Source organism: Pseudomonas sp. efr-133-TYG-23 (assembly GCF_030209215.1).
GTDB classification, from domain to species: Bacteria; Pseudomonadota; Gammaproteobacteria; order Pseudomonadales; family Pseudomonadaceae; genus Aquipseudomonas; species Aquipseudomonas rhodesiae.
On sequence record NZ_JARVSL010000003.1, the window covers coordinates 23,546 to 50,397 of the forward strand.

The following is a 26,852-nucleotide window of genomic DNA, read 5'->3' on the forward strand; positions in this document are numbered from 1 at the left end:
CGCGCCTCCTTAAGGACGTTCGATACGCCGCTGCAGCAAGTTGATCAGCAGCAGCAGCACAAAGGAAACCACCAGCATCAACACCCCGATGGAGGTGGCGCCGCGGTAGTCGTATTGGTCGAGCTTGACCATGATCAGCAGCGGCAGGATCTCGGTTTTCATCGGCATATTGCCGGCGATAAAAATCACCGAGCCATACTCCCCCACGCCACGGGCGAACGCCAAAGCGAAACCGGTCAGCCAGGCCGGCAACAGCGCCGGCACGAGGATGTAGCGGAACACCTGCAACGGCTTGGCGCCCAGGCAGGCGGCGGCTTCTTCGACTTCGCGCGGGATATCGGCCAGTACCGGCTGCACCGTGCGCACCACGAACGGCAGAGTCACGAAGGTCAGCGCCAGGGTGATGCCCAACGGCGTGTAGGCGATCTTGAAGCCCAGGTCGGCGGCGAACTGGCCCACCAGGCCGGTCGGCGTATACAGCGCAGTTAGCGCAATACCGGCCACGGCGGTGGGCAAGGCGAATGGAAGGTCGATCATCGCGTCGATGATCTTGCGACCGGGGAAGGTGTAGCGCACCAGCACCCAGGCCAGCAGCGTGCCGATCACGCCGTTGATCAACGCGGCGTACAGCGCGGTGCTGAAGCTCAGCTTCAATGCCGCCAGCACGCGGGGTGCGGAAATAATGGCCCAGAACTGATCCCAGGTGAGTTGAGCGGCGTGAACGAACATCGCCGCAAGGGGGATGAGTACGATCAGGCTGAGGTACACCACGGTGTAACCCAGCGTCAGCCCGAAGCCGGGTATGACGGGGGAAATACGACGCGACATAAGAGTCCTTGGTTAGCGTAACGGACACACAAAACCCGCAGCTGAATGCGGGCTCTGTGGGCGGGTTGTTGCTGGCTTACTGCGCCGTGTAGATCTGGTCGAACACGCCACCGTCATTGAAGAATTTCGGTTGGGCAGTTTTCCAGCCGCCGAAGTCTTTGTCGATAGTCACCAAGTCCAGTTTCGGGAACTGCTGGGCGTATTTGGCGGCGACTTTCTCATCCCGTGGACGGTAGAAGTTTTTCGCCGCAATCTCCTGGCCAGCGGGGCTGTACAGGTGCTTGAGGTATTCGGTGGCGATTTCGGTGTTGCCCTTCTTCTCGGCGTTCTTATCCACCACCGCTACCGGCGGTTCGGCGAGGATCGACAGGGACGGTACGACGATATCGAATTTGTCTTTGCCGCCGTCTTCCTTGAGCGCCAGGAACGCTTCGTTTTCCCAGGCCAGCAACACGTCGCCCTGACCGTTGTTGACGAAGGTGATGGTCGAGCCGCGCGCGCCGGTGTCCAGCACCGGTACGTGCTTGAACAGTTCCTTCACGTATTCCTGGGCCTTGGCTTCGCTGCCGCCGGCCTTGAGGCCATAGGCCCAGGCGGCGAGGAAGTTCCAGCGGGCGCCGCCGGAAGTTTTCGGATTCGGCGTGATCACCGAGACGTCCTTCTTGATCAGATCGCCCCAGTCCTTGATGCCTTTGGGGTTGCCCTTGCGCACCAGGAACACGATGGTCGAGGTGTACGGAGTACTGGCGTCCGGCAGGCGGGTCTGCCAGTTTTCCGGCAGGGTTTTGCCCAGTTTGGCGATTTCGTCGATGTCACCGGCCAGGGCCAGGGTCACCACGTCGGCGCGCAGGCCGTCGATCACCGCACGGCCTTGCTTGCCAGAACCGCCGTGGGATTGCTGGATCTTGACGGTGTCGCCGGGATGGGACTGTTTCCAGAAGCTGGTGAATTCCGCGTTGTAGTCCTGGTACAGCTCGCGGGTCGGATCGTACGAGACATTGAGCAGCTCGTAATCCTTGGCAACCGCGGAACCGGCAAATACGGCGCTGGCCAGGGCGGCCAGGGCATAACGGCGAATCGACGACATAGAAGCTCCTGAAATTCTGGGTGTTGGCTTTTTCTTATAGTTGCGGGTCTATCGCCGTCAGCGCTTAGCTCGGTTTGTTACCGGGATTCTGCAAACGGAATTTTTCCTTGCGCTCGATCTGCACCACCTGGGCGTTGTGCACGGTAATTTCCACCGCGCCAAAACGCAGATCGCGCAGGGCGCTCTGGATCTCACGCAAAATGGTTGCTTCGTCCTGGCCGTCGACGCTACGTAGAGATGCGCTCATGGTCTCGCTCCTGAAATGAATAGTGCCTGGCAGTGGCGGCACTGCTTGCGGCGTGAGAGCGATAGTAGATAAGCGTGAATATTCTTAAAAATACTATTTAAGAATTTTTATATAACCAAAAAGAATTTTTGGTAGGCGTGAGGTTGTGGGAGGAAGCCGGCCCCCTCCCACACTTGACGGTGTTTCAAGCTTGGATGAGGGGTGCGCGATCCCAATCGAGTTCATGTGCGGGTATCGGCCGGCCAAACCAATACCCTTGGCCCAGATCACAGCCCTGCTCCAACAGGAACCGCGCCTGCTCCACCTGTTCGATACCCTCGGCCTGCACCTGCATGCCCATGCTTTTGGCCAGGGCGATGACCACGCGCACGATCGCCATGTCATCTTCATCCCATGGCAACCCGGCGACAAACCCCTGATCGATCTTGAGCTTCTGCACGGGCAGGCGCTTGAGGCGCAGAAGGGAGGAATAGCCGGTGCCAAAGTCGTCGATCGCCAGGCGCAAACCCAATTCGCGCAGGCGATGCAGCTGTTCCAGGGCCGCCTCGGGGTCGTCCATCACCGCGCTTTCGGTGACTTCCAGTTCCAGGAATGCCGGGTCCAAACCCGTGTCATGCAGCACCTGGGCGACTTGCTCGTACAGCTCGCGCCGGGCGAACAGGCGGCTGGACACGTTGACGGCGACAAAGCTCAGCCTTACGCCGTCGGCCAGCCATTGGCACATCTGGCGGCAGGCTTGATCCATGACCCAGGCGTCGATCTCTGCGATCAGGCCAGTGCGTTCGGCAATCGGGATAAATTCGATGGGCGGCACCAGGCCGCGCTCCGGGTGCTGCCAACGTACCAACGCTTCCAAGCCCACCAGGCGGCTGCCCGTCAGGTCGTGTACTGGCTGGTAATACACGCGCAGTTCCTGCTGTTCGAGGGCGCGACGCAGCTCGCTGGCCACCTCCACGCGGTTCTGTGCATGGGCCGTGAGTTCCTCGGTGTACAGCGCGTAGCTTTCGCGACCGACGCCCTTGGCTTTGAACAGCGCGGAATCGGCGTTGCGCAACAATTGTTCGGCGCTGAGGGCGTCGTTGGGGAACAAACTGATACCGATGCTGGCACTGACAAACAACTGATGGCCGTCAAAGATGAACGGTTGCTTCATCACATCGAGCATGCGCTGAGCCAATGCCGCGGCCTGCACCACCTGTGGACAACTTTCCGCCAGCACCGCGAATTCATCCCCGCCCAGCCGCGCTAGGGTCACGCCGGGGCCGAACAGGCTCTGCAGCCGCTCGGCGACCAGTTTGAGCAATTGGTCGCCGACGTTGTGGCCGAGGCTGTCATTGATGATTTTGAAGTGATCCAGGTCGAGCAACAGCAGAGCGCAACCACGTTTGTGGATTTGCGCCGAGGCCAGCGCCTGTTCGGTGCGGTCGGTGAATAGCAGACGATTGGGCAGGTCGGTCAGGGGGTCGTGGTGCGCCAAGTGAGCCAGCTCGTGCTCGGAGTTCTTGATGGCGCTGATATCGGAAAACACCGCGACGTAATGGCTGATGTGGCCATGATCATCGTGAATCACCCGGATGGTTTGCCATTGCGGGTAGATTTCGCCGCTTTTGCGCCGATTCCAGATTTCACCGCTCCATTCGCCCGTGCGCTCCAAGGCCTGGAACATCTGTTGGTAAAAAAGCGACGAATGGCGCCCGGACTTGAACAAACTCGGCTGTTGCCCCATCACGTCGTCGCGCCGGTATCCGGTGATCTCCATAAACGCGCGGTTGACGTGCACGATCAGGCCCTGGGCATCCGTGACCAGTACCCCCTCGCGGGTGCAATCGAACACGGCGGCAGCCTGGCGCAGGCGCTCGCGGTGCTCCTTGGACGGCTGCAACAGCAGATTGGCCCGTACGAAGCGCGCGCACATCAGGTAAATCGCCAGCGCGGTGAGGGCTACCCAAATGTAGCCGCACGCCTGGATCCAGAGACTCATCTCATTGGGGTTATCGAGAAACTCGATCAATACACGCTGCGTGAGCCCGATCCATAAGACGGAAACCAGCAGATATACCAGCCCCGCGCGCAGGGCACCTCGGTATGAAAGCAGCATAGGTTCAGTAATCCTTACCCAAAAAACAGAATCGCCCCACGAAGGCTGCGGATTATAGAATAAGAAACATCCAGTAAGTCTTATCTGAAAGGGCGGCTGGTTTTCTCTGTAGGCTTAGTGATAATGCGTGAGCTGTTCTTTTCTTTATCTGAGGGCCATACAGCCTATGTGGTACAACGGTTTTCTTGACTTGTCGGCCTGGCAACTGGTGGCAGTCACTCTGTTGATGACCCACGTGACCATCATTGCGGTCACCGTCTATCTGCACCGCTATTCCGCCCATCGCTCCCTGGAGCTCAATGCCGGGCTTAAACACTTCTTCCGCTTCTGGCTGTGGCTGACCACGGCGCAGAACACCCGCGAGTGGACCGCCATCCACCGCAAACACCACGCCAAATGCGAAACCGTCGACGACCCCCACAGCCCCGTGATCAAGGGCCTGTCTACCGTCCTGCGCAAAGGTGCCGAACTCTACCGTGCCGAGGCGGAGAACCCCGAAACCCTGCGTATCTACGGCAAGAACTGCCCGGACGACTGGCTCGAACGCAACCTCTACACCCCCTACCCACTGCTGGGCGTGGCGATCCTGGGCGTGATCGATCTGCTGCTGTTCGGCACCATCGGCATCACCATCTGGGCAATCCAGATGATGTGGATCCCGTTCTGGGCCGCCGGCGTGATCAACGGCCTGGGCCATGCGGTGGGCTATCGCAACTTCGAATGCCGTGACGCGGCCACCAACCTGGTGCCGTGGGGCATCATCGTCGGCGGTGAAGAACTGCACAACAATCACCACACCTACCCGAACTCCGCCAAGTTGTCGGTGAAGAAATGGGAGTTCGACCTGGGTTGGGCGTGGATCAAGGTGTTCAGCTTCCTGCGCCTGGCCAAGGTGCAGCGCGTGGCGCCGATTGCCCATCGCGTGGAGGGCAAGGGCCATTTGGACATGGACACCGCCATGGCGATCCTCAACAACCGCTTCCAGATCATGGCCCAGTACCGCAAGTTGGTGATTGGCCCGCTGGTCAAACAGGAGCTGGAAAAAGTCGATCACTCGGTGCGGCACCAATTCCATCGGGCCAAGCGCCTGCTGTCGCGGGAAACCAGCCTGCTGGATGATCGCCATCACTTGCGCATCCAAAGCATGCTGGAACACAGCCAGGCGCTGAAGGTGATCTACGAGAAGCGTCTGGCGCTGCAACAGATCTGGGTCAAGACCAGCGCCAATGGTCACGACATGCTGGCAGCCATCAAGGAATGGGTACACGAAGCCGAAGCCAGTGGCATCCAATCCCTGCGGGATTTTGCCCACCAGTTGAAAACCTACTCGCTGCGCCCTGCCGCCGTGTGACCCTGCCGTGGGAGGGCTCGCCCTCCCACGCGACCTGTTTTTGGCGTCATTTACCGGGCGCCGCCAATCGACACCGTTGACGGAACTTCACCGCAATTCGCCTCTCTCAAAGAACACTTCGCCATCATGGTGGCCCCTTGTTGTGACCGCTGCTTCGCCTTGCGGCGCGCCCAGAGAGAGTTGTGCCGATGGTTCAAGAAAAGCCTCATTTACCTGACCCGCCCACTGCCGAACAACCGCTTCCGGCTGCGGCTTCGACCCTGCTGGCGCTGGTGCATGCTCAGGGTGAAGTCGAGCGGCTGAGCGAACGCGAACAACTGCTCAGCTCGCTGCTGGTGAGTGTGAATGCCGTGCTCTGGGCCATGGAGTGGGAGACGCGCCGCGTGTTGTACGTCAGCCCGGCCTACGAACGCGTCTTCGGCCGCCCTGCCAGCCTGCTGTTGGCCGATCATCGCGAATGGCGCAACAGCATTCACCCCGAAGACCTCGATTACGCCGAACAAAGCCTGGCCCGCGTGCTGGAACAGGGCGCGGTGGAAAACCGCGAATACCGCATCATCACCGCCGAGGGCAAGATTCGCTGGCTGAGCGACAAGTGCTACATCAACCAGCAGGTCGAGCCTGGCGAGCCGGTGATCGTGGTAGGCATAGCCGAGGACATCACCGAAAAGAAGCAACTGGAGCTGGAGTTGCACCGCCTGGCCACCACCGACGTGCTGACCCAGAGCAGCAATCGCCGGCACTTCTTCGAGTGCGCCAACCAAGCCTTCGACACCGCCAGCGTACAGGGTGCGCCGCTGGCCTTTCTGTTGCTGGACATCGACGACTTCAAGGACATCAACGACACCTATGGCCACCTGGAAGGTGACCAAGTACTGCGGCGTATCGCCGAAAGTGGCCGAGGGGTGCTGCGCCGTGGCGACCTGTTCGGGCGTATTGGCGGCGAGGAGTTTGCCGCCGTGCTACCTGGCTGCGCGCCGGAGATGGCGCTGCAGGTGGCCGAACGTCTGGGTAAAGAGATTCAAGCGCTGAACTTCAGCTACGAAGGCCAGGCATTTGGCGTGACCGTCAGCCAGGGCCTGGCCAACCTCAGCGAAGAAGACTCAACCCTGGACAACCTGTTCGCCCGTGCCGATGCCGCCATGTACGAAGCCAAACGCCAGGGCAAGAACCGCATCATCGTCGCCACCGTCGACTTTTAGCCCACCGGCCTTTTGCGAATCCGCGTCAACTCCGACAAGCCGATCTTGAGCAAACGTGCCGTCTTGCCGTCGGCCAACGCTTCCAAGCCTTCGTGCTCAGTCAACCGCGCCATTTGCGCGGCCAGGTTCACCGCCAGCGCATCACGGGCATACACCCCGCCCTCCAGTGAATAGCTCGCCGCAATCAGCTGACGCAGTTCCAGCGGCAAGCGCCAGCGCGCGCGCAGCGAGGAGCCGAAGGCGGCGCCAAAAGTGTCGAGGGACTCGCCAATCGCTTTGTCGTCCAGCTCCCCACCGCCCCGGCGCCAGTCTTCCAGGCTGCGCAACAGCGCCAGGTCCCCCAACTGATGCAGGATGCCGGCGCTGTAGCAGCGCTCGCGATCCAGCTCAAGCAAGTGCGCAAGCAGCAGCGCGTAATCCGCCGTGTCTTGGGACAACTGCCAATAGCGCTCGGCGTACGCCGCCAGCACCGGATCGCCGAGTACTACGTTGTGCTTGAGCGCCAGGCCCAGGATCAGGTTCATGCTTTGCCCCGGCGCCAGTGTGTGCAACGCCGCGTGGAGGGTCTGCACCGGTGCGCCGTGATGGCCGGCGCTGTTGGCGGCGGCGATAAGCACGGCGGTGATTTGCGGGTCTGTGCGCACCTGTTCTTCCAGGCGTTTGAGGTCCAGGCCGTCGGGGCCGAGGCTGTGCTGCACGGCCGCTTGCACATCGACCCGCAGCGGTGCGCCATCGGACGCTTCGCGACGCTGCTCCAGAAACCCCGGCAACGTCATGCCCGGCGTCAGCGCCGGTACTTCGCAATACACACTTTCGCCTTCGTTAAGCAGCAAGTCCTGCAGACGCTGGGTCAGCGCCTGCATGTTCAGCGGTTTGGTCAGGTATGCCGTGGGTGCCAGGGGCAAGGCTTCGCGCACGCTGGCACTGTCATTGCGACTGCTCAGCAAAATAAATGGCAGAGGCGGCGTACGGCGCTGCTGACGCACCGCGCGCAGCAGATTCAAGCCGTCGATGACCGGCAACTCCCAGTCGGCCAGGATCAGATCGTAGGGCTTGTCGCGCAGCAGGGTAGCCGCCTGCTGCCCGTCGGCGCACACATCAAGCCGGGCGTCACAACGCACCGCCAGCAGCACCTGCTTGAGCAGGTCTTGCGACCAAGGGTCCGCCTCGGCAATCAACACACGGGGTACAGCCGGTAAATCAACCGCAGTCATCCGTCACGCTCCATCGGCAATGCCTGAACCATAGTCAACGCGGCCTGCGCCGTACAATCTGCGGGCACAAAAAAACCGCCGAAGCGGTTTTTTGTCAACGGTCGTTATCAGAGTTCAGAGAAGCACTCTTCCATGATCGCCAATCCTTTGTCCAACTGCTCGTCCGGCGAGGTCAGCGGCACCAGTACGCGCAAGACGTTACCGTAAGTGCCGCAAGACAGCAGGATCAGACCCTTTTCACGGGCCTTGGCCACTACCGCTGCCACGGCGGCAGCGTTCGGCTTGTGGCTGTCGCCGTCTTCGAACAACTCCACCGCGATCATCGCGCCCAAGGCACGTACTTCGCCGATCACCGGGTACTTGGCCTGGATAGCTTTAAGGCCAGTCACCAGGCGCTCGCCGACGGCTTTGCAGCGGTCCAGCAGGTGCTCTTCTTCAAACACTTCCATTACCGCCAGTGCCGCGGCGCAGGCGATCGGGCTACCGGCGTAGGTGCCGCCCAGGCCGCCTGGGGCGATGGCGTCCATGTACTCGGCCTTGCCGCACACACCGGCCAGCGGGAAGCCGCCAGCGATGGACTTGGCGAAGGTGGTCAGGTCGGCGGCGACGCCCATCTGTTCCATGGCGAAGAAGGTACCGGTACGGCCAGCACCGGTTTGCACTTCGTCGGCGATCAACAAGATGCCGTGCTTGTCGCACAGTTCGCGCAGACGCTTCATAAAGGCTTTTGGCGCGACGTAGAAACCGCCCTCGCCCTGCACCGGCTCGATGATGATCGCGGCGATGTCGCGCGGTTCGGCATCGTTCTTGAAGATGCGTTCGATGCTGGCGATCGAATCGTCGATGCTCACGCCATGCAGTTCGTTCGGGTACAGCGCGCGGAAGATACCGCCGGGCATCAGGCCCATGCCGGCCGAGTAAGGCACGACTTTACCGGTCAGGCCCAGGGTCATCATGGTGCGGCCGTGGTAAGCGCCGGTGAAGGCGATCACACCGGCACGGCCAGTGGCGGCGCGGGCGATTTTCACGGCGTTTTCAACGGCTTCGGAACCGGTGGTGACCAGCAGGGTTTTCTTGGCGAAATCACCAGGGACCTTGGCGTTGATTTTTTCGCACAGCTCCACGTAAGGCTCGTAGGCCAGGACCTGGAAGCAGGTGTGGGTCAGCTTGTTGAGCTGTTCGGTCACGGCGGCGATGATTTTTGGGTGCACGTGGCCGGTGTTCAGCACGGCGATGCCGCCAGCGAAGTCGATGAACTCGCGACCTTCAACGTCGGTCACGGTGGCGTTCTTCGCCGATTCGGCGAAGATCGGGTGGATCTGGCCAACACCGCGCGGTACAGCGGCTTCGCGGCGTTTCATCAGGGATGCGTTGGTCTTGCTCATAAAGTCCTCATTCGCCACTCATCGGGTGGCGTGGTCCAAGGAATACGTGGCGGGGAGGCAACTACGGCAGCATGCGATGATCGACTGCCACAGCTTTCCCGGCCACTACGAATAACGATATGAAACACGCAAAGGGTCAGCGCTCTCGTGCCCTCTGCGTTTACTGCAATCTCTTACGGGGCTTAGATGCCCAGGCAGAGGTATTTGATTTCCAGGTAATCCTCGATCCCGTACTTGGACCCTTCACGGCCCAGGCCCGAGGCCTTGATGCCGCCGAACGGCGCCACTTCGTTGGAGATCAACCCGGTGTTGACGCCGACCATGCCGTATTCCAGGGCTTCGGCCACGCGGAACACACGGCCCAGGTCGCGAGCATAGAAGTAGGAAGCCAGGCCGAATTCGGTGTCGTTGGACATGGCGATCACTTCGGCTTCGTCTTTGAAGCGGAACAGCGGCGCCAGCGGGCCGAAGGTTTCTTCCTTGGCCACGGCAGCGTCTTTAGGCACATCGACCAGGATCGTCGGCTCGAAGAAGTTGCCTTCAATCACCTTACCGCCGCTGAGCAGCTTGGCGCCCTTCTTCACCGCATCGGCGATGTGCTCCTGCACCTTGGCCACGGCTTTTTCGTCGATCAGCGGGCCAGTGGTGGTGCCTTCTTCCAGACCGTTGCCGATCTTGAGCTTGGCCACCGCCACCTTGAGTTTTTCCGCGAACGCGTCGTATACCGAATCCTGGATGTAGAGGCGGTTGGCGCAGACGCAGGTCTGGCCGTTGTTGCGGTACTTGGAGATGATCGCGCCTTCGACGGCCTTATCCAGGTCGGCGTCGTCGAACACGATAAACGGCGCGTTGCCGCCTAGTTCCAGGGACACTTTCTTGATGTCCTTGGCGCATTCGGCCATCAACTGGCGACCGATTTCGGTCGAGCCGGTGAAGGACAATTTACGCACGATCGGGTTGCTGGTCAGTTCGCCGCCGATGTCGCCGGCGCTGCCGGTGACCACGCTCAACACGCCTTTCGGGATACCGGCACGGTGCGCCAGTTCCACCAGGGCCAGGGCCGAGAATGGGGTTTGCGAGGCCGGTTTGATGACCATGGTGCAACCGGCGGCCAGGGCCGGGCCGGCTTTGCGGGTGATCATCGCGGCCGGGAAGTTCCACGGGGTGATCGCAGCGGTCACGCCGATCGGCTGCTTGATCACGATCAGGCGCTTGTCGGGCTGGTGGCCGGGGATCACGTCACCGTAGATGCGTTTGGCTTCTTCGGCGAACCACTCGATAAAGGACGCGGCGTAGACGATTTCGCCCTTGGCTTCGGCCAGCGGCTTGCCTTGTTCGAGGGTCATCAGGCGACCGAGGTCTTCCTGGTTTTCGATCAGCAGTTCGAACCAACGACGCAGCTTGTTGGCGCGCTCCTTGGCGGTCAGTGCGCGCCAGGCTGGCAGCGCCTTGTCGGCGGCTTCGATGGCGCGGCGGGTTTCTGCGGCGCCCATCTTTGGCACGGTGCCGAGAATCTCACCGGTGGCCGGGTTGTTGACCTTGATGGTCTGGCCGTTGTCCGCATCGACCCAAGCGCCATCGATAAAGGCTTGCTGGCGGAACAACTGGGCATCTTTAAGCTGCATGTCGGGTTTCCTTAACAGCACCGCGCGCACGCGGAGCGAATTAGAGTTGTTGAAAGGCGCCTTGTGGGCTGCCGTCAGGGAAATCAGCCCCTGCGCGCGAGTGAAGCGAAAAAAGCGCACGGGAGACAGAGCGTTTGAAATCTCAAACGAATCCTAGGATCAATGGGGGTGCAGGGCAATAGGATGTTCGAAAAAAAGAACGAAAACGGCGAATTCGCTGACGTTATCTGACCAGCGTAGGCGCTGCCGAAGTCTTGGCCATGCCAGTACTGCGCACGTACCGCGCCGGCGACGCGCCCAGGGTCTTTCGGAACATGCTGATAAAAGAGCTCACCGACTCATAACCCAGCACTTCGGCAGTGCGTTGGACGGTCTCTCCTTCCGCCAGGCTCTGCAATGCCACGATCAACTGCCATTGCCGGCGCCACTGGCCAAAGGTCAGGCCGGTTTCGCTTTTGACCAGCCGAGCCAGGGAGCGCTCGCTCATGGCCACCTGCCTCGCCCAATCGGCAATGGTCGAGCGGTTGGAAGGGTCCTGCGCCAGGGCCTTGGCGATGGTGCGCAAGGGGGAAGCGGCAGGAAGGGGCAGGTACAACTGCTCGCAGCGTGCCATTTCCAGCTGTTCGAGCAATACGCTGGTCAACCGAGCCGTGGGAGAGTCCGCCGGGTACGCCTGGTCCTGCGCGCTGAGATGAAAGATCAGTTCGAGAATCACCGGTGACAACGCCAATGTGCAGCATTGATCGGGCAGCGCCGCCGCCTCAGGTTCAACCAGCAGAAAGCACACTTGCCCATTCGCCGTGACCCGGTTGCTGTGGGACACACCGGCCGGAATCCACACACCGAACCCCGGTGGCACCATCCACACCCCATTCTCCACCGTACAAACGATACCGCCGCGGCAGGCCACGACCAGTTGGCCTTTGCGGTGCTCATGCACCGGAAACTCCCTGACGTGCTGCTGCGTGGTCAGCATCAGCGCCACGGCGGGCTGACCAAGGTCGTCCAGGTCGAATTGCTCCAGTGGCGGGTGCTGAACGTCCTGCATTGGCATCTCTCACATTGACCGGATTTGATTATTAATTGGCAGTGTAGTCGATATCGGCACCTCCGGTTGTTGCGTAGCATTCTCATCTAGTAGCGCTCGCTCCCTGCGAGCCCATCGATTTACGGTGATGAAGATGCTGAGTGAACTGTCGATTGCGAACCTCTACATCCCTCCGTTGTTGGCCTATCTGATCGCCTCGGCCCTCGCTTACCAGGCGTTGAAACATTTAGTCGACGGCCCCTTGGAGTGGGCATGGCATCCCAGCCTGTCGCGCTTTTTTGTGCTGCTGATCATTTTGGCCACGCTGTTTCTGACGGTTTGAGTGAGGCCGCCTATGTCTGTCGTCAAATGCCTGAAAGCCTCCGCGACCCTGGCCTTGGGCCTTGTCGCCGTCGCCCTGTGCATGCAGCTGTGGCGTGCCTATGTGTTGGCGCCCTGGACCCGCGATGGGCGGGTCAGCGCTCAAGTTATTCGCATAGCCCCAGAGGTGTCCGGCCAGGTCGAACACCTGGCGGTGGCTGATAATCAATGGGTGTCCAAAGGCGATCTGCTCTACCGCATCGACCAGCGCGACTATTTGCTGGCCCAGCGCCAACGGGCGGCAGAGCTGGCCGAAGCGCAAAGTGTGTTTGAGCAACGCAACGAACAATTCAAACGTCGCACTCGCCTCGGGGACGCCATTGCCCGCGAGGAAATCGACAACGCCGCTCGCGCCCTGAACGTCGCCAAAGCTCGCCTCGATGCCGCGCAGGGCCAATTGGCCAGAGCGCGGCTGGACCTGGAGCGCACGACCCTGCGTTCCCCCGTAGACGGCTATGTCACTCAACTGCGCTTACAGCCAGGCGATTACGCCGCCCACGGCGATACCAATCTGTTCGTGGTCGATGGCCATAGCTTTTGGGTCACTGGCTATTTCGAAGAGACCAAGCTCTCCAACATCCGCGAAGGCGCGCCCGCAGCCATCAAATTGATGGGCTTCTCGCCACTGCTCAAGGGACACGTCGCCAGCATCGGACGCGGGATCGCCGATGGCAATGAACTGCGCAACGACAGCGGGTTACCTCAAGTCAGCCCGACGTTCAGCTGGATACGACTGGCCCAGCGCGTGCCTGTACGCATCGAACTGGATAAAGTTCCGGCCGGGGTCGAACTGGCGGCGGGGATGACGGCGAGCGTTGAGATCGTCGATGCGCAGTCGCCGTCGCACTGGAGGTTCACCCACTGGCTGCAGGGGTTTATGTGATGGCCGAGTATGTCCGCCGCGCGCTCGCCTCACTACCTCTACCGTGGACGGCCGATACCTTCGCGTATGTGTTGCGCAGCATCATCGCCGCGACCCTTGCGCTTTGGCTGGGTTTTGAGTTGCAACTGGACTCGCCTTTTTCTGCGGCCTCCACCGTGCTCCTGCTGGTGCATCCGGTGCAAGGGGCGGTGGTCGGCAAGGGCTTCAACCGTATGGTTGGAACGCTTATCGGGGTGACTGCGGCCTTTATTCTGCTGGGCATGTTTGCCCAGCAGATGTTGCTGTTCATCTTCGGCGTCGGCCTGTGGCTCGGCTTATGTGTGGCGGCAATGACGCTGCTGCGGCATTACCAGGCAACTGCGGCGGTAGTCGCCGGCTACACCGTGTGCCTGGCGTTGGGCCCCGCCATTGTCGCCCCCGAGCAAGGCTTCGATCACATCGTGACCCGAGGCACCGCCGTGGTGGTCGGCGTGTTCAGCCTCAGCCTTATTGCCACGCTGGGCAGTCGTAAAACCATTGATCGCAAGCTGCTGAACGCGCTGGTCGACGTGTCTGCCCGCGCTGCACACCAGTTGGCTGATCGGTTCACCAACGAAGAAACACCCGAGCTGGCCGCGCGGCGCGCGCAGCTGTCGATGGACATCGGCAAAGTGGATGAGCTTCTCGGCATCGGCTGGGGTGAGTCCGTGCTTATCCGGACGCGCCTGCCCGTGATTCAAACCGGTCTCGCTCAATTGCAGTCGGCCGTTATGGATATACGCCTGGACGATCACGATGCCCCGGGGTGTTTGTTTTTTAACCGGATCAGTAAAGCGCTTCGGCACCTGGGCGAGGCGTTGGACGATCGCACCCTCGACTTCACTACGGCGGCGGATCGGGTGAAACAAGCAATGAGCGCGCTTGAGAACGAGGAAACGGTTGGCGGCCTTCGCGCAGCCTCTGCCCTCACGGCGTTAGGGGTGGAGCGCTTGCGCGAGCAGCTTGCGGATCTGCATGCCGCCCTGCACAGCTTCTCCAGCCTTGAGCGCGACACTCAAGCGCGCCAAACGGTGAAGGGGTTTCATCGCAACTATCAGGACGCCGCTCGCAACGGTCTGCGTGCCTTGGGTGCCACCCTGGTCGCCGGTGCCGTGTGGTACCTGAGCGGCTGGAATCAAGGCCCCACCCTGCTGGCGGTGCTGGGGCCCTGCTGCACGCTATCGGCTGCGGCGCCCGACCCGGTTCAAGGCATCATCGGTTTTATCAAAGGGACCTTTTACGCCACGCTGGCCGCACTGGTGTGCAAATTTTTACTGATGCCGGCGATCAATGGCTTTCCACTGCTTGTAGTGATGCTGGCGGTGTTCTGGTCATTCGGCATTCACGCCACCACCCGACCTCGTCAAGCCCTCATCGGGATCGCCTACCTGATTGCGTTCAACACGCTGGTCAGCACCGGCGCGACCGCTCATTACGACTTCGCCGACTTCGTCAACCAAGCGCTCGCCTGGTTTGTCGCGATGGGCATCTGTCTTCTGGCGTTCAACATTGTTCCCAAAAAGCCCCAGCACACCGTGCAGGCACTCAAGCGCTCGCTGCTACACGCAACGCGCCGGCTTCTGCATCGAGCAGACACGCTCAATCATCGCCGGTGGCAAGCGCAACAGCAGCACCGCATCGTCGCCTTGAAAAGCCTGTTGGGCGCCCACCGTCAGGGGGATTACGAGGCTGGCTATCTATCGCTCCAACTCAGCCGCGAACTCGCACGACTCCAACGCCACACACGTCGCCTGCCCCCCGGCTCGCCGATTGCCCGCTGCGCAGCCACGGCCAATAGAAGGCTGACCCGGTCGACTCACCACACCGCCATAGGAGCCGCACAAGCACGCAGAGCAGCCAAGTCCATGCAGCGGCTGGGCGCCGAGCAGTGGGCGGCGCGTTACCGAAACCTGGCCTGGCTACTGGAGCGATACGAAAACGCAACGACGGCCATCACCTGAAGGTCGGCCGCTTTCGCGGTATTGCCGACTGCTTATCCCCACTCACGAAGGTACTTGCAGAATGAACACGTTAATCAAGTGGATCGCGCTCGCTTCAATCATCACCCTGCCAGTGTTTGCCCACGCCGAGGGCGGCGCTGACGCCTTGACGCGTTGGCATGAGCAGAACAGAACGACCCAGCAAAAAGCCCCCAAACAACCCCACGGCCACCCGCCGCATCAGTCCACGGCTGCGCCAGAGTCCTGAACCCAGCCCCCATGGACCGGGCGGCGACATCAAGCGGGCAAACCCTCAGCGACACCGCAGACGTAAGACCCTGCCCTGATTTGCCCCTTCACCGCCCTGCAACTGGACGCCCCCCGGCCAGATGAGTATCATGGCGCCCGCATTGCATCCGTAGCTCAGCTGGATAGAGTACTGCCCTCCGAAGGCAGGGGTCGTGGGTTCGAATCCCGCCGGGTGCACCATATAGCTGTTTAGACCTGTCTCAGACAGTCTACGGAACACCTCAAGAAGCCCGCCTAGTGCGGGCTTTCTTGTTCCTAACGGTTTACCACTGCCCTTCCCCCCGCAAGTCCCCCCGTCGCACCGTTGAATCACACGCCTTAACGTCCTCATAAACACAACCCCAAGCCCAGCAAAATCCCTCCCCCCACATACAGTCTGGCATCCAACCAGAGCACTGACATACGATACCCCCCTCACCCCCGGAGACTCACGGATGAGCACCACCACCCCCCAATCGCTCTCCCTCTCATTACGCTCCTACTCTGGTCAGGTCGAGCTTCACCAGCACGACTTCCATCAAATCGTGCTTCCTCAATCCGGGTCGATGGAGATTGAGGTCGACGGGCGAGGTGGCAAGGTCGATGCGAGTCAGGGGGTGGTGATTTCTGCTGGGGCTCGGCATACGTTCCTGGCCAATACCCATAACCGTTTCCTGGTGCTGGACGTCTCGACCGAGCGTGGCGAGGTGCAGAAGGGTACGGTTGCGTCATTTGACCCACTCAACGACAAGCGCTTTTTTGCGGTCAGGCCCGATATACGGCATTTGCTCGATTACGCCAGTTGCAACGGGCCACAGTTGGTCGGGTCGCTCGCGATGGCCGAGTCCTGGAGTCGGTTGTTGTTGTGTTCGTTATTGCAGCCCGAGGTTGCGCGGAGCGATCCCGGTCAGTTCATTCTCGCTCGTGCGTTGGCCTACATCGAGAAGCACTTGGGCAGCGCCCTGACGGTGCATGATATTGCGCGTTATGCGGGCACCAGTGAGCGGCGCTTGTATGTGCTATTCGCGCAGCACCTGAACACCACGCCGTTCTCGCATATCGCGAACTTGCGCCTGAATCTGGCCATTGATCTGCTGCGCCAAACGTCTTTGTCGATCATTGATATTGCGCATCGCGCCGGGTACGCCGACCAAAGTGCGTTAACCCATGCCCTGAAGAAAGCCCGCCATCTGACGCCGGCCGTGGTGCGTAAACAAGGGCGCGTTCCCTGAAAAAACAGCAGTCCCGAACAATTCTTTGGCGGGCCTGATCAATACTCCCTCTCTCGACCTTTCTATTGTTCCCGCTTGAGGATTATCCGCAGACGGGGCTTGCATGAGCACTTCCAACCCATCCATCACCCTTGCCAAGGGCGCAACCAGTGCGACGCTGATCGGGGTGATTGCCGTGTTTTTGTGGGCGTGCCTGGCGCTTTTGACCACCTTGACCGCCGGCATCCCGGCCTTTCAGTTACTGGCTTTGAGCTTCGCGGTCGCGTTTGTGGCCAGCCTATGCGTGCTGGGGATGCGTGGCGCAGCAGGGTTCAGCAGTTGGCGTCAGCCCTGGCCTGTGTGGGCCACGGGTTTTGCCGGGATCTTTGTCTATCACGCGTTGTATTTCTTTGCGTTGAAGGCCGCGCCTGCGGCTGAAGCCAGCCTGATTGCCTACCTGTGGCCACTGCTGATCGTGCTGCTGTCGAGCTTTGCCACCGGCGAGTCGCTGCGCAAGCGCCAGCTGCTGGGCGCCCTGCTTGGCCTGGCGGGGACGGCCTTCATCATGCAGCTGCGGGCCCGGAGTGACAGTGCGTCGATGCCGGTGGTCGGTTACGCCGCAGCCTTTGCGTGTGCCTGGGTCTGGGCGATGTATTCGGTGTTCAACCGGCGGTTCAGCCATGTTCCGAGCAGCATCATCGGGGGGATCTGCGGGCTGGTGGCAGTGGCCGGCGGGCTCTGCCACCTGGCTTTGGAAACCACGGTGCGGCCTGGGCCGGGCCAGTGGGCCGCAATCATTGCCCTGGGGCTGGGCCCAGTGGGCCTGGCTTTTTTTGCCTGGGACCACGCGACCAAGCACGGAAACCTATCGATGCTGGGCGCCCTGTCTTATCTCGCGCCGCTGTTCTCCACGCTCCTGCTGATTGCCGTGGGGCAAAGCGATGCCAAGCCGATCCTGATGATTCCCGCGGTGTTGATCATTACGGGGGCGGTCATCGCCACTTCACGCTCACGCACGACCTCAGGGTGATCTCGACGGGTAAGGAGACAGGGAAATGAACTTGATAGCTTCGCAGGGAACCATGAGGATCAAGAGCGACGGGCCGAGCTTTTCAGTCGCGCCCACGCGGCCCTTACTCAGTCATCTGGGAAAGCCATCGTTGCTGAACAGCCGAACCGGCATCCGCCGTCGCGCCCATGGCGAGGCACCAGCACGGCATTCAGGTTACCGGCGGGTTCATGCTGGGGTTCGTCAATCCCCCCGGCGGACCTGGGCAAAAGCCTTTTGTAGAGAGCCTGGAGCTGATCGACCGCACCATCGACTACGCGGTCAACCTCATGGGCGCCGGCATGGCTTACGCCAACCCGTTTATCGTCACGCCGATTCCCGGGACGTCGATGTGGGAATACCAGCAGCAGTATGTAGTGCGTCACTACGACAACGGTTGGTCCCATGAAAAAGCCACGATGGCGACCGATCAATGGAGCGCGGAGGACATCGAGAAAGCACGCATGGAGTTGCTGGTTCGGGCCAACGGCGCTGATCGTGTCCGGGAGATGGTGCGTCGCGGTACTTGGCCTGTGGATGCGTGATTGAAGGCCGCCGTCTGCGAAGACTTTTAGCGTCATACCGACAATCTTGCCCCCACTCCCCTCCTCAGTCTGGCTTGGGGAGTCAGGAGTGGGGGCACAGCCCACGCTTCAGACCCGAGCAGGCGACACAATGATCTTCACATTGTGTTCCTTGTTTTTAACCAGTTCCTCGAAACCCGCCCCCACGATCTGTTCCAGCTGAATGCGCCCCGTCACCAGCGGCGTGATGTCCAGCCGCCCATCGGCGATGAACGCGATCACGTCGGCGAATTCGCCGTTATAGGCCAGCGCGCCGAGTACCTGTTTCTCGGTGGCCACCAGTTCGAAGAAGTTGAATTCGCTGGGTTCTTCGAAGATGCCCACCAGCACGCATTTGCCGGCTTTGCGGATCAGGTCGATGGCGAGTTTGGCGGTGTGTTTGTTGCCGATGCATTCGAAGCTGACATCCGCGCCGAGCCCGCCGGTGAGGCGGCGTACTTCGGCCAGGGCGTCGCATTGGTTGGGATCGAGTACGTGGGTCGCGCCCACTTCCTTGGCTTTGGCCTTGCGGGCTCCGGACATTTCCAGGGCGATCACTTGGGCCGCGCCCGCCGCCTTGGCGCACATGATGGTGCACAGGCCGATGGTGCCGGCGCCGACCACCACGACGTTTTGCCCCAGCAGGCTACCGGCCTTTTTCACGGCGTGCATGCCCACCGCGAGGGGCTCGATCAGTGCACCGGCTTCGGCGGGAAAGTTGGCGGGCAGCTTGTACAGCAGGTTGGCGGGTACGTTGACGAGTTCGGCGAAGGCGCCGTTGTTCATCAGCCCAGTGAAAGCCAGGTTTTCACAGATGTTGTACAGGCCGTGGGTGCAGTAGTAGCAGGTGCCGCAATGTTGGCAGGCATCGGCCGCCACCGGTTCGCCGACGCTGAAGCCTTGCACGCCGGCGCCGAGTTCGACGATTTCGCCACAGAACTCGTGACCGAGGATGCACTGGCCCTTGATGCCGGTCAGTGGGTGCGGCGCATCGACCGGGATAAACACCGGCCCGGCCACGTACTCATGCAGATCGGAGCCGCAAATGCCGCACCATTGCACGCGGATCTGCACCCAGCCGGCGGGCGGCGCATCGGGCAGGGGAACGTCTTCGACGCGGATATCGTGACGGCCGTGCCAGACAGCGGCACGCATGCTGCGTTGCGGATTGATCGTTAGGGTCATGGCAAGGCTCCTTGAAACGGCAGTGAGTGACAAACCCCGCGGGGGGTTGCGAGGGCCAGAGCAAGGCCGGTGCCAGCTGCGCGAAAATCCTCGCACAGGCGTTTTTTAGAGCGATCCGTGGCACAACCCGCGCTGGCCGCAATCACCGTCGAATGAGACGCCCTGAATCAGACCTCTGAGAAAGCGCTGAGCGATTGAGACGCTCCGTCTCAGCGCTGCGTGCCTGTATGACGTTTTGTCGGGCCATCTGTATCTAACGCGCCGCCTTCGGCCGCCCTACCATCGTGCGCATCCCGCCACCCGCGACCACGCGCCCACGGCTGGCATTACCTACAGGAGTTACCCCATGCCCGAACTGTCGAGCCTGCTGGCGTTTGGTCTGATTTGCCTCGGGATGGTGCTGACGCCCGGCCCGAACATGATCTATCTGATCTCCCGCTCGATCTGCCAAGGGCGGGTCGCGGGCTTGATTTCCCTGGGCGGCGTGGCGTTGGGCTTTATGGTTTATATGCTCTGCGCGGCGCTGGGTATTACCGCTCTGCTGATGGCGGTGCCCTTTGCGTATGACGCGCTCAAGCTCGGCGGCGCGTTGTATTTGCTGTACCTGGCCTGGCAAGCGGTGAAGCCCGGTGGGCGTTCGGCGTTCCAGTTGCGCGATCTGCCTCAGGACGGACCGCGCAGGTTGTTTATGATGGGCTTTGTCACCAACCTGTTGAACCCGAAAGTCGCGGTGATATACCTGTCGTTGCTGCCCCAATTCATCGTGCCCGATGGCCACGGCAGTGTGCTGGCGCAGTCCCTCGTGCTGGGTTTTACCCAGATCATGATCAGTGTGAGCGTTAACGCGTTGATCGCCCTGTCGGCGGGCTCCATCGCCTCGTTTCTGGCGGCCAAACCACTATGGCAGTTGGTACAGCGCTGGTTGATGGGGACGGTGCTGGCAGGGCTGGCCGTGCGCATGGCGCTGGAAGGGCGGCGCTGAGGGCGCAGCGTAAAAAAGCCCCAGGTTGAGAGACCTGGGGCTTTTTTCGTGAGCCTGGTTTCAGCGCGGCTGCAGCGCCTCCAATCGCGCCGGCAGATCTTCCTGGGGAAAACGCTGGTGCAGCGCCAGCAGTTTTTCATCCGCCGCTCGGGTTTGGCCTGCTGCGCGCAGGTTCACAATTTCCTGCAACCCGTCCTCCAGGCTCGGCAACCCCGGCGGCGCGCGCTTGCTCAAGGGTTTTGCCGCTGGCGCCTGGGCCAGCGAGCCGGTGATTTCGGCCTGAGCACTCTCGGCCTTGGGTGCGACAGCCATACGCGCCATCGGCGCAGGGGCGGGTGCCGGGGGTGGGGCTTGGTCGTGGAGCGCGGAGAAGGTCGCGGTGGACACTTCGGGGTGCGGCACCGGCGAGCGCATGACCACGCCGACCATGAGCGCGACGCCGGCGACGGTGGCGAACGCCATTTGCCAGCGTGGGCGTTGGCAGGCGTGCAGCCAGCGTTGCCAAAGGCTCGGTTGCGGCGCCGGGGCTTCGCGGCGGGCGGCGTTGAGGATGAAGGCATCGAGAGACGCGGGCGGCTCGCCGGTGCTGTGTCGACGCAAATGCTGGAGCAGCTCGTCGTCAGGGGTGTGTCGGGAGTCAGTCATACAGGTACCTCCTCGGCCAGCAGACGACGCAATTTCTGCTGGGCGTAGCGCAAGCGGCTTTTTACGGTTTCCAGCGGGGTCTGGGTGAGCGCGGCGATTTGCGGTACCTCAAGGTCACCATGCAGACGCAGCAGGAACACTTCACGCTGGTCTTCGGGCAAGTCTTGCAGGGCCGCGTCGAGGCGCGCCTGGTCGCGGCTCAGGCTCAATTGCTGCTCAGGGCCGGCGCTGTGGTCGGGCTGGGCGTGCAGGTGCTCGTCGTAGCTGTCGTGCAATGGGTTGTGGATGCCGTGCTTGCGCCAGTGGTCGATCAAGCGATTGCGGGCAATCTGAAACAGCCATGTGCGAAAGCTCGCCCGGCCTTGTGGCTGACTGGCGCTGCGGATCAGGCTGAGCCAGGTCTCCTGATAAATTTCCTCAGCCAGTTCGGCCTTGTTGCTCAGGGACAGGAGGAAACGATACAGACCTTGGCGATGCCGCGCGTACAAGACTTCGAACGCAGCGGCATCACCGGTCCGGTAACGGGCCAGCAACGCTTCGTCGCTGGAGGGGTCATCTGGAACAGCCATGTAGGGGGCGAACTCCTTTTGTAAAGTTAACGCGGTTCAAATGTGGGAGGGCGCTTGCTCCCGATCGCGGTCTATCAGTAACAGCAATGTGGTGTTCGAGATCAGGGCTTGAGGCTTTGGGCCAACTCCACCAGTTGCACGAACTCGTTGCGCAGGCCGAACGGGTCGTCGCCCCGCGCCGAGCGGGCCAGTGCGGCGGTGTCTTTCAACGTCATGCTGCCAGTGTAGCGGCCATCGCCCTTGAGTTGCTGGGCGAACGCAACCACTGCCGCCGCAAAGCGCAAATCGTCGCTGGCCTGGGTGGTTTGGCCAGTGATTGGCCGTTCGATCAAGCGGCTATCGCCACCTGCGGCAGGCTTGTAGCGCACGCGCAGCATGGCCAGCTCCTCGGACTGCCCCTCGGCCACAGGCGCGCCGGCATAGCGCAGCGGCTCCAGCCAACCCTTCTGCCCCTTGGGCACAATTTCGTACAGCGCGGTAACGGTATGGCCGGCGCCGATCTCACCGGCATCCACCTTGTCGTTATTGAAATCCTCACGCTTGAGGGCGCGGTTTTCGTAGCCGAGCAGGCGATATTCGCTGACCCGCGCCGGGTTGAATTCCACCTGCAATTTCACATCCCGCGCCACCACGGCGAGGGTCGAGCTGAGCTGGTCCACCAGCACCTTGCGTGCTTCGCGCAAGGTGTCGATATAGGCGTAGTTACCGTCGCCGGCGTCGGCCAGTTGCTCCATCAGGTGCTCGTTGTAGTTGTCCACGCCAAAGCCCAGGGTGGTGAGGGACACGCCGCTCTTACGCTGCTGCGCCGCCATCTGCTTGAGGCTGTCGAAGTCACTGACGCCGACGTTGAAGTCACCGTCAGTGGCCAGCAGGATGCGGTTGATGCCGTTGTCGATAAAGCCTTCGCGGGCCATCTGGTAAGCCAGTTCGATACCCGACGCCCCCGCCGTGGCACCACCGGCGGTGAGCTGGTCGATGGCGTTGCGGATCGCGGCCTTGTCGCGCCCGGACGTGGGCTTGAGCACCACACGGGAGTCGCCGGCGTAGACCACCAGCGACACGCGGTCCTGCTCGCGCAATTGATCCACCAATAACTTCAGGGTGCTTTGCACCAGCGGCAAACCTTCGCGACGGTCCATGGAGCCGGACACATCCACCAGAAATACCAGGTTGGCCGGCGCCAGCTGCGCCACGGCGCGGTCGGATGCCTTGATGCCGATACGCAGTAATTGGGTGTGCGGGTTCCAGGGCGTAGGGGCGACTTCGGTGGTCACGCCGAAGGGTGAGCCATCGGTGGGCAGTGCGTAGTGGTAGGGGAAGTAATTGACCATTTCCTCCAGTCGTACGGCGCCTTCGGGCGGCAGGCTGCCTTGATTGAGGAAGCGTCGTACGTTGGCGTAGCTGCCGGTGTCGACATCGACACTGAAAGTGGACACCGGCGTTTCAGCCACGCGGTGCACCGGGTTATCCGGCAGATTGGCGTATTGCTCACGGGGCTCGCTGCGGTAGTCCATCGTCCTCGATTCCTGCATCGCCAGGCCTGTAGACATCGGCGCGGGGATCGGCATGGGTTTGCTCAGGGCACCTTGCACAGTGTCGGCCTCAAGCCGAGAGATCGGGCCCGTGTCGGCCGGTGGCGCCACATCGTGGGAGGACGACGCCCCACACCCGGCCAGCGCCAGCGTCAGGGTAACGGCGAAGCCTTGGGCAGCAGGACGTAGCCAGAGCAGAGAGTGAGACATGGGCTGAACCTCGTGAATGAATGATCCGTTCACAAGGTCAGACGCAAGGTGCGGGGGATTCGGGTTAATACCGATTTAGAAAACATCTCAATCGGTGTGGGAAGGAGCTTGCTCCCGATGGCAGAGTGTCAGCTATTGCCTCTAGTGAGTGACACATCGCCATCGGGGGCATGGGTGTCTCCTTAAGGCTTTGGTGAGCAGGCTTGTCGAATCGTCGCGCCGTCCGCGTTGGGGGGCGACGCGGTCCCACATAAGGCTATCGCGCTCAAGCAGACAAACCTCGTCGCCAGGTTTGGGGCCGCTTCGCGCCCCAGCGCGGGGCAAGCCCGCTCACCACAGCAAGCCCGCTTACCACAGCAAGCCCGCTCACTACAGCGGGCCCGGTTCTACAGTAGCGCGATGGTTTTTCAGAGCCGGATTGTCAGTCCGTGCCGTACTTGGGATTACGCGGGCCGTACAGAATCCCCGCCCGTTGCCCCGGCGACAGCAAGCGTGCGCTGGTGATGCCGGCAATCGGGTGCGCGGCGTCGGTGGAGCTGTTGATTACCTGCTTGACCGCCGCGGTGATCAGCATGCCGATCAGGCCACCGCTGTTGTTGTTGCCTTCCTCGCTGGAGGCGCGCGCGGTGCCGGTCCACAGGGTGGTGCCGGTGCGCAGGTCCACCAGTTTGGCCGAGGCGGTCACCGCTGTATCGCTGGAGATCAGCATGTACTTGGTGCCGTACTCGGTGACGGTGATGTACAACGCCGCGTCCGCGCCGAAGATGTCATGCAGCTTGGTCGGCGGCACGGCCTGGATATCGTTGGCAGTGGTCAGGCCGTTCTGGCGGAAGGTTTCGTCCACCAGGGCAATCGGCAGCACGTAGTAGCCGGCTTCGGCCAGCGGGTACGTCACCTGCGACACCAGGCTGTAGGACGCCTGTACTTCCGGCGACTCATTAAGCGGCGGCAACACCAGGATCGACTTGGGCCGCGCTTGTTTATACGCCGTGTAATCGATGGTCTTGGGTGCCGCGCAACCGCCGAGCAAGGCCAGGGCCAGCAGGGCGCCGGTGAGTTTTAACAGGCTCATTTAGTCGCGACTCCGGTCTTGGCGTTTTTCAGCAAAAAGTCCATGTAGGCGGCGGATTCGGGGAACAGCGCCTTCTCGGTGCGAAATTCCTGCACCATCTGGTCATCCTTGCCCATGCTCAGGTACAGCATACCCAGGTGGGCGTGGTAACCCGGCGGCGCCTTGCGACCACTGGCGTTGATCTTCTGCAGGTCGCGTTCCAGCGCTTCGACCTGCGCTTCCTTGGGCTCGCCCTTGAAGTATTCGTAGACCTGCGGCTGGTAGCTTTCCCATTGATACAGGGGCTGGGGCGCCGTCTGGCACCCGGCGACCGTTGCGATTGCTGTCAGCATCAGCGCTGACTTAACTGCCTTGCTCATCCGTGTACTGCTCCTTGAGGTGCTGCTGATCAGTTGCGCGGGTTCCAGGCACCGGCGTTGATACCGTCGACCAGGCGATTGATCGCTTCGCGCATGGCCAGGTCCAGGACCTTGCCATTGAGGGTGGAGTCGTAGCTGGCGGTGCCGCCGAAGCCGACCACTTCACGGTTGGACAGCGCGTACTCACCGGCGCCCTGGGTGGAATACACCACTTCGGAGGTGTTGATGTTGACGATATTCAACGCGACTTTGGCGTAGGCCACTTGGGTCTTGCCACGGCCGAGGATGCCGAACAGCTGGCGGTCGCCGGTTTCTTTGCGGCCGAACTCGGTCACATCGCCGGTCACCACATAGTCCGCGCCCTTGAGCTTCTGCACGGTGCCTTTGATTTTGGCTTCCTGGGAAATTTCGCCCATGTTGTCGCGGTCCAGCACGCTGAAGCGGTTGGTCTGCTGCAAGTGGGTGATCAGGATGGTCTTGGCCTGGCCGCCGAGGCGGTCGACGCCATCGGAGAAGATGCCGCGCATATAGCTGGAGCGGTTGTCGAATTTGCCCACGGCAATCGGCACGCGCACGCCGGAGTAGGCGACGTTGGCGCTGGCGACTTGTTCCACCGGCATCGCGCGGTTGCTTTCGGTGGCGCAACCGGCCACGGTCAGCAGCGCTGCGGCGGTGAGGCCGGACAGGAGGATTTTGGACAGTGTCTTCACAGGGTGCTCCTTGGGTGAGGAAAACAGCGTTGCCGGGTTTTCCAAGGAGTCAGGCAGCCTGAAAGCGCGCTGGCCTGAGTTCTTCCCTGAAAGACGGTGATGCAACGGCTGCGGCATTTTACGGGGTTGAGAGCGGTTCTCAAGTTGTTTCGGCCATATGACTGCCGACCGCAATACTCAAAGCAACAAAGCTCAAATGTGGGAACTGGCTTGCCTGCGAAAGCACCAGTACAGCAACAAATACATTGCCTTCACAAGCAAGCCCTAACGCCACGCCTACTGTAGGAGCGAGCTGGCTCGCGAAAAACGTCAACGATAACGCGTGCTTCCTGAATAAACGCAGCGCCTGTGAGTTTTTCGCGAGCAAGCTCGCTCCTACAAAAATCTTTAACTGACTGGCATTAGCCCACCAACAGCACCCAGCCTTCGCACAGCCCTACTTGAGCTCTTTCACCAGATACTGCGCAGAAATCTGCGTAATCCCCGTCAACGCCCGGCGTAAGGCTTCAGGGTCAGTGCGGTAGGTCAACGGTGTATAGCCATAGACATTCTGACCATTGAACGGCGTGACCGCTTCAAAGGTGCGCCAAATCATCTCATCGCCGCGATCCATCTGCGCTAACACGTTAAGGGTCGGATAAATCACACTGCTGAAACCCTGGGTCAAGCGAAAGCCCCACTCGGACACGGTCAGCTGAATCTGCGCATCGGCGGGCTCATCGTCGCCGACCACCTTGAGCGTCGAAGTCTTACCCAACTCATCGACAAAGCCCTGCTTGAGCAACACGCCTACATCGAGTTTTTCCGCCTCCATCACCGTCAGGATGGCCACCGGCGTCGGCATCTCGGCCAACTGCCCAAGCTTCATACCGCCGGCAAACCCGGCGCCACTCAACGCCGCAGTACCCACCTTGGACGCCCCGCTGGCCATGCCAACACCGGCACCAACCCCGGCCCCCAGGGCCGCGCCCCAGGCCTGTTCGCGGCCGAAGTACACCATGTTCTTTTCCCACTTCACGGGCAGGACTTTGACGGTCTTGATCTGAGCGCGGTTTTCGGGGGTGAGGGGGTGGCTGACGCAACCGCCGAGGATGAGGGTGGTGAAGAGAATGAGGAGGAGGTTTTTCACATTGGTCCTTTAATGTTTGGGGTGAAGCTTTCAGATTTGCATAGTCGTAGTGCGTTTGTTCGT

Annotated in this window: 27 protein-coding genes and 1 tRNA gene; 11 read left to right on the forward strand and 17 right to left on the reverse strand. The window is 61.3% G+C overall.

The window, feature by feature from the left end:
* Window positions 1-9: 9 nt before the first annotated feature.
* From cysT to dibA, 4 genes are all read right to left on the reverse strand, one after another.
* The gene (gene cysT / locus QRN41_RS02080; protein WP_034095311.1) at window positions 10-828 is read right to left on the reverse strand and encodes a sulfate ABC transporter permease subunit CysT; all 819 of its coding nucleotides are present in this window, start codon (window positions 826-828) and stop codon (window positions 10-12) included.
* Between the two features lie 76 nt (window positions 829-904).
* Entirely contained in the window at window positions 905-1,915 is a 1,011-nt protein-coding gene (locus tag QRN41_RS02085) for a sulfate ABC transporter substrate-binding protein (RefSeq protein WP_034095310.1), read from the reverse strand.
* Window positions 1,916-1,979: 64 nt separating this feature from the next.
* Complete coding sequence (gene oscA / locus QRN41_RS02090) at window positions 1,980-2,162, reverse strand: sulfur starvation response protein OscA (protein ID WP_007941032.1); 183 nt, start codon at window positions 2,160-2,162, stop codon at window positions 1,980-1,982.
* A 184-nt stretch (window positions 2,163-2,346) separates the two neighbouring features.
* Window positions 2,347-4,260 (reverse strand): phosphodiesterase DibA, encoded by a 1,914-nt coding sequence (dibA, locus tag QRN41_RS02095; RefSeq protein ID WP_167418125.1) that lies wholly within the window; start codon window positions 4,258-4,260, stop codon window positions 2,347-2,349.
* A 166-nt stretch (window positions 4,261-4,426) separates the two neighbouring features.
* Here dibA and desA point away from each other — a divergent pair, with 166 nt between their 5' ends.
* The gene (gene desA / locus QRN41_RS02100) at window positions 4,427-5,611 is read left to right on the forward strand and encodes a delta-9 fatty acid desaturase DesA (protein ID WP_034136443.1); all 1,185 of its coding nucleotides are present in this window, start codon (window positions 4,427-4,429) and stop codon (window positions 5,609-5,611) included.
* A gap of 188 nt (window positions 5,612-5,799) precedes the next feature.
* Window positions 5,800-6,813 carry a GGDEF domain-containing protein gene (locus QRN41_RS02105; protein ID WP_034111275.1) on the forward strand — a complete coding sequence of 338 codons (1,014 nt, stop codon included), beginning with the start codon at window positions 5,800-5,802 and terminating at the stop codon, window positions 6,811-6,813.
* On the opposite strand, the gene QRN41_RS02110 is transcribed toward QRN41_RS02105, so the two are convergent.
* The 4 genes from QRN41_RS02110 to QRN41_RS02125 form a co-directional block, all read right to left on the reverse strand.
* The gene (locus QRN41_RS02110; RefSeq protein ID WP_167418124.1) at window positions 6,810-8,027 is read right to left on the reverse strand and encodes an HDOD domain-containing protein; all 1,218 of its coding nucleotides are present in this window, start codon (window positions 8,025-8,027) and stop codon (window positions 6,810-6,812) included. The two genes, QRN41_RS02105 and QRN41_RS02110, sit on opposite strands and share 4 nt — an antisense overlap.
* Before the next feature lie 107 nt (window positions 8,028-8,134).
* Complete coding sequence (gabT, locus tag QRN41_RS02115; RefSeq protein WP_034095305.1) at window positions 8,135-9,412, reverse strand: 4-aminobutyrate--2-oxoglutarate transaminase; 1,278 nt, start codon at window positions 9,410-9,412, stop codon at window positions 8,135-8,137.
* Between the two features lie 182 nt (window positions 9,413-9,594).
* A complete protein-coding gene (gene gabD, locus QRN41_RS02120) occupies window positions 9,595-11,037 on the reverse strand; it encodes an NADP-dependent succinate-semialdehyde dehydrogenase (protein ID WP_034095304.1) in 1,443 nt (480 codons plus the stop codon).
* A gap of 223 nt (window positions 11,038-11,260) precedes the next feature.
* Window positions 11,261-12,085, reverse strand: coding sequence for an AraC family transcriptional regulator (locus QRN41_RS02125; RefSeq protein WP_167418123.1), 825 nt, complete (start codon window positions 12,083-12,085; stop codon window positions 11,261-11,263).
* Window positions 12,086-12,218: 133 nt separating this feature from the next.
* On the opposite strand from QRN41_RS02125, the gene QRN41_RS02130 reads away from it, so the two are divergent.
* The 8 genes from QRN41_RS02130 to QRN41_RS02165 all read left to right on the forward strand — a co-directional run bounded on the left by QRN41_RS02130 (window position 12,219) and on the right by QRN41_RS02165 (window position 18,378).
* On the forward strand, window positions 12,219-12,407 hold the full coding sequence (locus QRN41_RS02130; RefSeq protein ID WP_034136459.1) for a DUF1656 domain-containing protein: 189 nt from the start codon (window positions 12,219-12,221) through the stop codon (window positions 12,405-12,407).
* A gap of 12 nt (window positions 12,408-12,419) precedes the next feature.
* Complete coding sequence (locus QRN41_RS02135; protein WP_167418122.1) at window positions 12,420-13,328, forward strand: efflux RND transporter periplasmic adaptor subunit; 909 nt, start codon at window positions 12,420-12,422, stop codon at window positions 13,326-13,328.
* Window positions 13,328-15,307: an FUSC family protein gene (locus tag QRN41_RS02140; protein ID WP_167418121.1), complete on the forward strand. Its 1,980-nt coding sequence runs from the start codon at window positions 13,328-13,330 to the stop codon at window positions 15,305-15,307. Before QRN41_RS02135 ends, QRN41_RS02140 begins: the two co-directional genes overlap by 1 nt.
* A gap of 61 nt (window positions 15,308-15,368) precedes the next feature.
* Entirely contained in the window at window positions 15,369-15,554 is a 186-nt protein-coding gene (locus QRN41_RS02145; RefSeq protein ID WP_123480141.1) for a hypothetical protein, read from the forward strand.
* 144 nt (window positions 15,555-15,698) lie between these two features.
* A tRNA-Arg gene (locus QRN41_RS02150) sits at window positions 15,699-15,775 on the forward strand.
* Window positions 15,776-16,029: 254 nt separating this feature from the next.
* On the forward strand, window positions 16,030-16,806 hold the full coding sequence (locus tag QRN41_RS02155; protein ID WP_167418120.1) for a helix-turn-helix domain-containing protein: 777 nt from the start codon (window positions 16,030-16,032) through the stop codon (window positions 16,804-16,806).
* Window positions 16,807-16,909: 103 nt separating this feature from the next.
* A complete protein-coding gene (gene yddG / locus QRN41_RS02160; RefSeq protein WP_167418119.1) occupies window positions 16,910-17,815 on the forward strand; it encodes an aromatic amino acid exporter YddG in 906 nt (301 codons plus the stop codon).
* A gap of 167 nt (window positions 17,816-17,982) precedes the next feature.
* On the forward strand, window positions 17,983-18,378 hold the full coding sequence (locus tag QRN41_RS02165) for a hypothetical protein (protein ID WP_034136423.1): 396 nt from the start codon (window positions 17,983-17,985) through the stop codon (window positions 18,376-18,378).
* Between the two features lie 108 nt (window positions 18,379-18,486).
* Here QRN41_RS02165 and QRN41_RS02170 read toward each other — a convergent pair whose 3' ends face one another.
* A complete protein-coding gene (locus tag QRN41_RS02170) occupies window positions 18,487-19,551 on the reverse strand; it encodes a 2,3-butanediol dehydrogenase (RefSeq protein ID WP_232925220.1) in 1,065 nt (354 codons plus the stop codon).
* A gap of 376 nt (window positions 19,552-19,927) precedes the next feature.
* On the opposite strand from QRN41_RS02170, the gene QRN41_RS02175 reads away from it, so the two are divergent.
* On the forward strand, window positions 19,928-20,563 hold the full coding sequence (locus tag QRN41_RS02175; protein WP_040265234.1) for a LysE family translocator: 636 nt from the start codon (window positions 19,928-19,930) through the stop codon (window positions 20,561-20,563).
* A gap of 60 nt (window positions 20,564-20,623) precedes the next feature.
* Here the strand turns inward: QRN41_RS02175 and QRN41_RS02180 are convergent, their stop codons facing one another.
* The 8 genes from QRN41_RS02180 to QRN41_RS02215 all read right to left on the reverse strand — a co-directional run bounded on the left by QRN41_RS02180 (window position 20,624) and on the right by QRN41_RS02215 (window position 26,789).
* Window positions 20,624-21,208, reverse strand: coding sequence for a hypothetical protein (locus QRN41_RS02180; RefSeq protein ID WP_167418118.1), 585 nt, complete (start codon window positions 21,206-21,208; stop codon window positions 20,624-20,626).
* Window positions 21,205-21,777, reverse strand: a complete 573-nt coding sequence (locus QRN41_RS02185; RefSeq protein WP_167418117.1) for an RNA polymerase sigma factor — start codon at window positions 21,775-21,777, stop codon at window positions 21,205-21,207. Before QRN41_RS02185 ends, QRN41_RS02180 begins: the two co-directional genes overlap by 4 nt.
* 101 nt (window positions 21,778-21,878) lie before the next feature.
* Entirely contained in the window at window positions 21,879-23,519 is a 1,641-nt protein-coding gene (locus QRN41_RS02190) for a vWA domain-containing protein (RefSeq protein WP_167418116.1), read from the reverse strand.
* Between the two features lie 421 nt (window positions 23,520-23,940).
* Entirely contained in the window at window positions 23,941-24,591 is a 651-nt protein-coding gene (locus tag QRN41_RS02195; RefSeq protein WP_034136418.1) for a DUF799 domain-containing protein, read from the reverse strand.
* On the reverse strand, window positions 24,588-24,950 hold the full coding sequence (locus tag QRN41_RS02200) for a DUF4810 domain-containing protein (protein WP_040265227.1): 363 nt from the start codon (window positions 24,948-24,950) through the stop codon (window positions 24,588-24,590). The genes QRN41_RS02195 and QRN41_RS02200 overlap by 4 nt, the downstream gene beginning before the upstream one ends.
* 29 nt (window positions 24,951-24,979) lie before the next feature.
* Window positions 24,980-25,660 carry a CsgG/HfaB family protein gene (locus tag QRN41_RS02205; protein WP_167418115.1) on the reverse strand — a complete coding sequence of 227 codons (681 nt, stop codon included), beginning with the start codon at window positions 25,658-25,660 and terminating at the stop codon, window positions 24,980-24,982.
* 139 nt (window positions 25,661-25,799) lie between these two features.
* Window positions 25,800-26,027 (reverse strand): hypothetical protein, encoded by a 228-nt coding sequence (locus tag QRN41_RS02210; RefSeq protein WP_167418114.1) that lies wholly within the window; start codon window positions 26,025-26,027, stop codon window positions 25,800-25,802.
* A gap of 69 nt (window positions 26,028-26,096) precedes the next feature.
* Window positions 26,097-26,789 (reverse strand): hypothetical protein, encoded by a 693-nt coding sequence (locus tag QRN41_RS02215; RefSeq protein ID WP_167418113.1) that lies wholly within the window; start codon window positions 26,787-26,789, stop codon window positions 26,097-26,099.
* Window positions 26,790-26,852: the final 63 nt, after the last annotated feature.

Excerpts from the sequence above, each read along its gene's own strand:
- QRN41_RS02200 (WP_040265227.1), bottom strand. The coding sequence starts at position 24,950 with ATGAGCAAGGCAGTTAAGTCAGCGCTGATGCTGACAGCAATCGCAACG.
- QRN41_RS02155 (WP_167418120.1), top strand. The coding sequence starts at position 16,030 with ATGAGCACCACCACCCCCCAATCGCTCTCCCTCTCATTACGCTCCTAC.
- QRN41_RS02175 (WP_040265234.1), top strand. The coding sequence starts at position 19,928 with ATGCCCGAACTGTCGAGCCTGCTGGCGTTTGGTCTGATTTGCCTCGGG.
- desA (WP_034136443.1), top strand. The coding sequence starts at position 4,427 with ATGTGGTACAACGGTTTTCTTGACTTGTCGGCCTGGCAACTGGTGGCA.
- QRN41_RS02190 (WP_167418116.1), bottom strand. The coding sequence starts at position 23,519 with ATGTCTCACTCTCTGCTCTGGCTACGTCCTGCTGCCCAAGGCTTCGCC.
- QRN41_RS02145 (WP_123480141.1), top strand. The coding sequence starts at position 15,369 with ATGAACACGTTAATCAAGTGGATCGCGCTCGCTTCAATCATCACCCTG.
- QRN41_RS02110 (WP_167418124.1), bottom strand. The coding sequence starts at position 8,027 with ATGACTGCGGTTGATTTACCGGCTGTACCCCGTGTGTTGATTGCCGAG.
- QRN41_RS02140 (WP_167418121.1), top strand. The coding sequence starts at position 13,328 with ATGGCCGAGTATGTCCGCCGCGCGCTCGCCTCACTACCTCTACCGTGG.
- QRN41_RS02085 (WP_034095310.1), bottom strand. The coding sequence starts at position 1,915 with ATGTCGTCGATTCGCCGTTATGCCCTGGCCGCCCTGGCCAGCGCCGTA.
- QRN41_RS02180 (WP_167418118.1), bottom strand. The coding sequence starts at position 21,208 with ATGACTGACTCCCGACACACCCCTGACGACGAGCTGCTCCAGCATTTG.
- yddG (WP_167418119.1), top strand. The coding sequence starts at position 16,910 with ATGAGCACTTCCAACCCATCCATCACCCTTGCCAAGGGCGCAACCAGT.
- cysT (WP_034095311.1), bottom strand. The coding sequence starts at position 828 with ATGTCGCGTCGTATTTCCCCCGTCATACCCGGCTTCGGGCTGACGCTG.
- oscA (WP_007941032.1), bottom strand. The coding sequence starts at position 2,162 with ATGAGCGCATCTCTACGTAGCGTCGACGGCCAGGACGAAGCAACCATT.
- QRN41_RS02195 (WP_034136418.1), bottom strand. The coding sequence starts at position 24,591 with ATGAGCCTGTTAAAACTCACCGGCGCCCTGCTGGCCCTGGCCTTGCTC.
- QRN41_RS02165 (WP_034136423.1), top strand. The coding sequence starts at position 17,983 with ATGGCGAGGCACCAGCACGGCATTCAGGTTACCGGCGGGTTCATGCTG.
- gabT (WP_034095305.1), bottom strand. The coding sequence starts at position 9,412 with ATGAGCAAGACCAACGCATCCCTGATGAAACGCCGCGAAGCCGCTGTA.
- QRN41_RS02170 (WP_232925220.1), bottom strand. The coding sequence starts at position 19,551 with ATGCGTGCCGCTGTCTGGCACGGCCGTCACGATATCCGCGTCGAAGAC.
- QRN41_RS02185 (WP_167418117.1), bottom strand. The coding sequence starts at position 21,777 with ATGGCTGTTCCAGATGACCCCTCCAGCGACGAAGCGTTGCTGGCCCGT.
- gabD (WP_034095304.1), bottom strand. The coding sequence starts at position 11,037 with ATGCAGCTTAAAGATGCCCAGTTGTTCCGCCAGCAAGCCTTTATCGAT.
- QRN41_RS02130 (WP_034136459.1), top strand. The coding sequence starts at position 12,219 with ATGCTGAGTGAACTGTCGATTGCGAACCTCTACATCCCTCCGTTGTTG.
- dibA (WP_167418125.1), bottom strand. The coding sequence starts at position 4,260 with ATGCTGCTTTCATACCGAGGTGCCCTGCGCGCGGGGCTGGTATATCTG.
- QRN41_RS02125 (WP_167418123.1), bottom strand. The coding sequence starts at position 12,085 with ATGCAGGACGTTCAGCACCCGCCACTGGAGCAATTCGACCTGGACGAC.
- QRN41_RS02135 (WP_167418122.1), top strand. The coding sequence starts at position 12,420 with ATGTCTGTCGTCAAATGCCTGAAAGCCTCCGCGACCCTGGCCTTGGGC.
- QRN41_RS02105 (WP_034111275.1), top strand. The coding sequence starts at position 5,800 with ATGGTTCAAGAAAAGCCTCATTTACCTGACCCGCCCACTGCCGAACAA.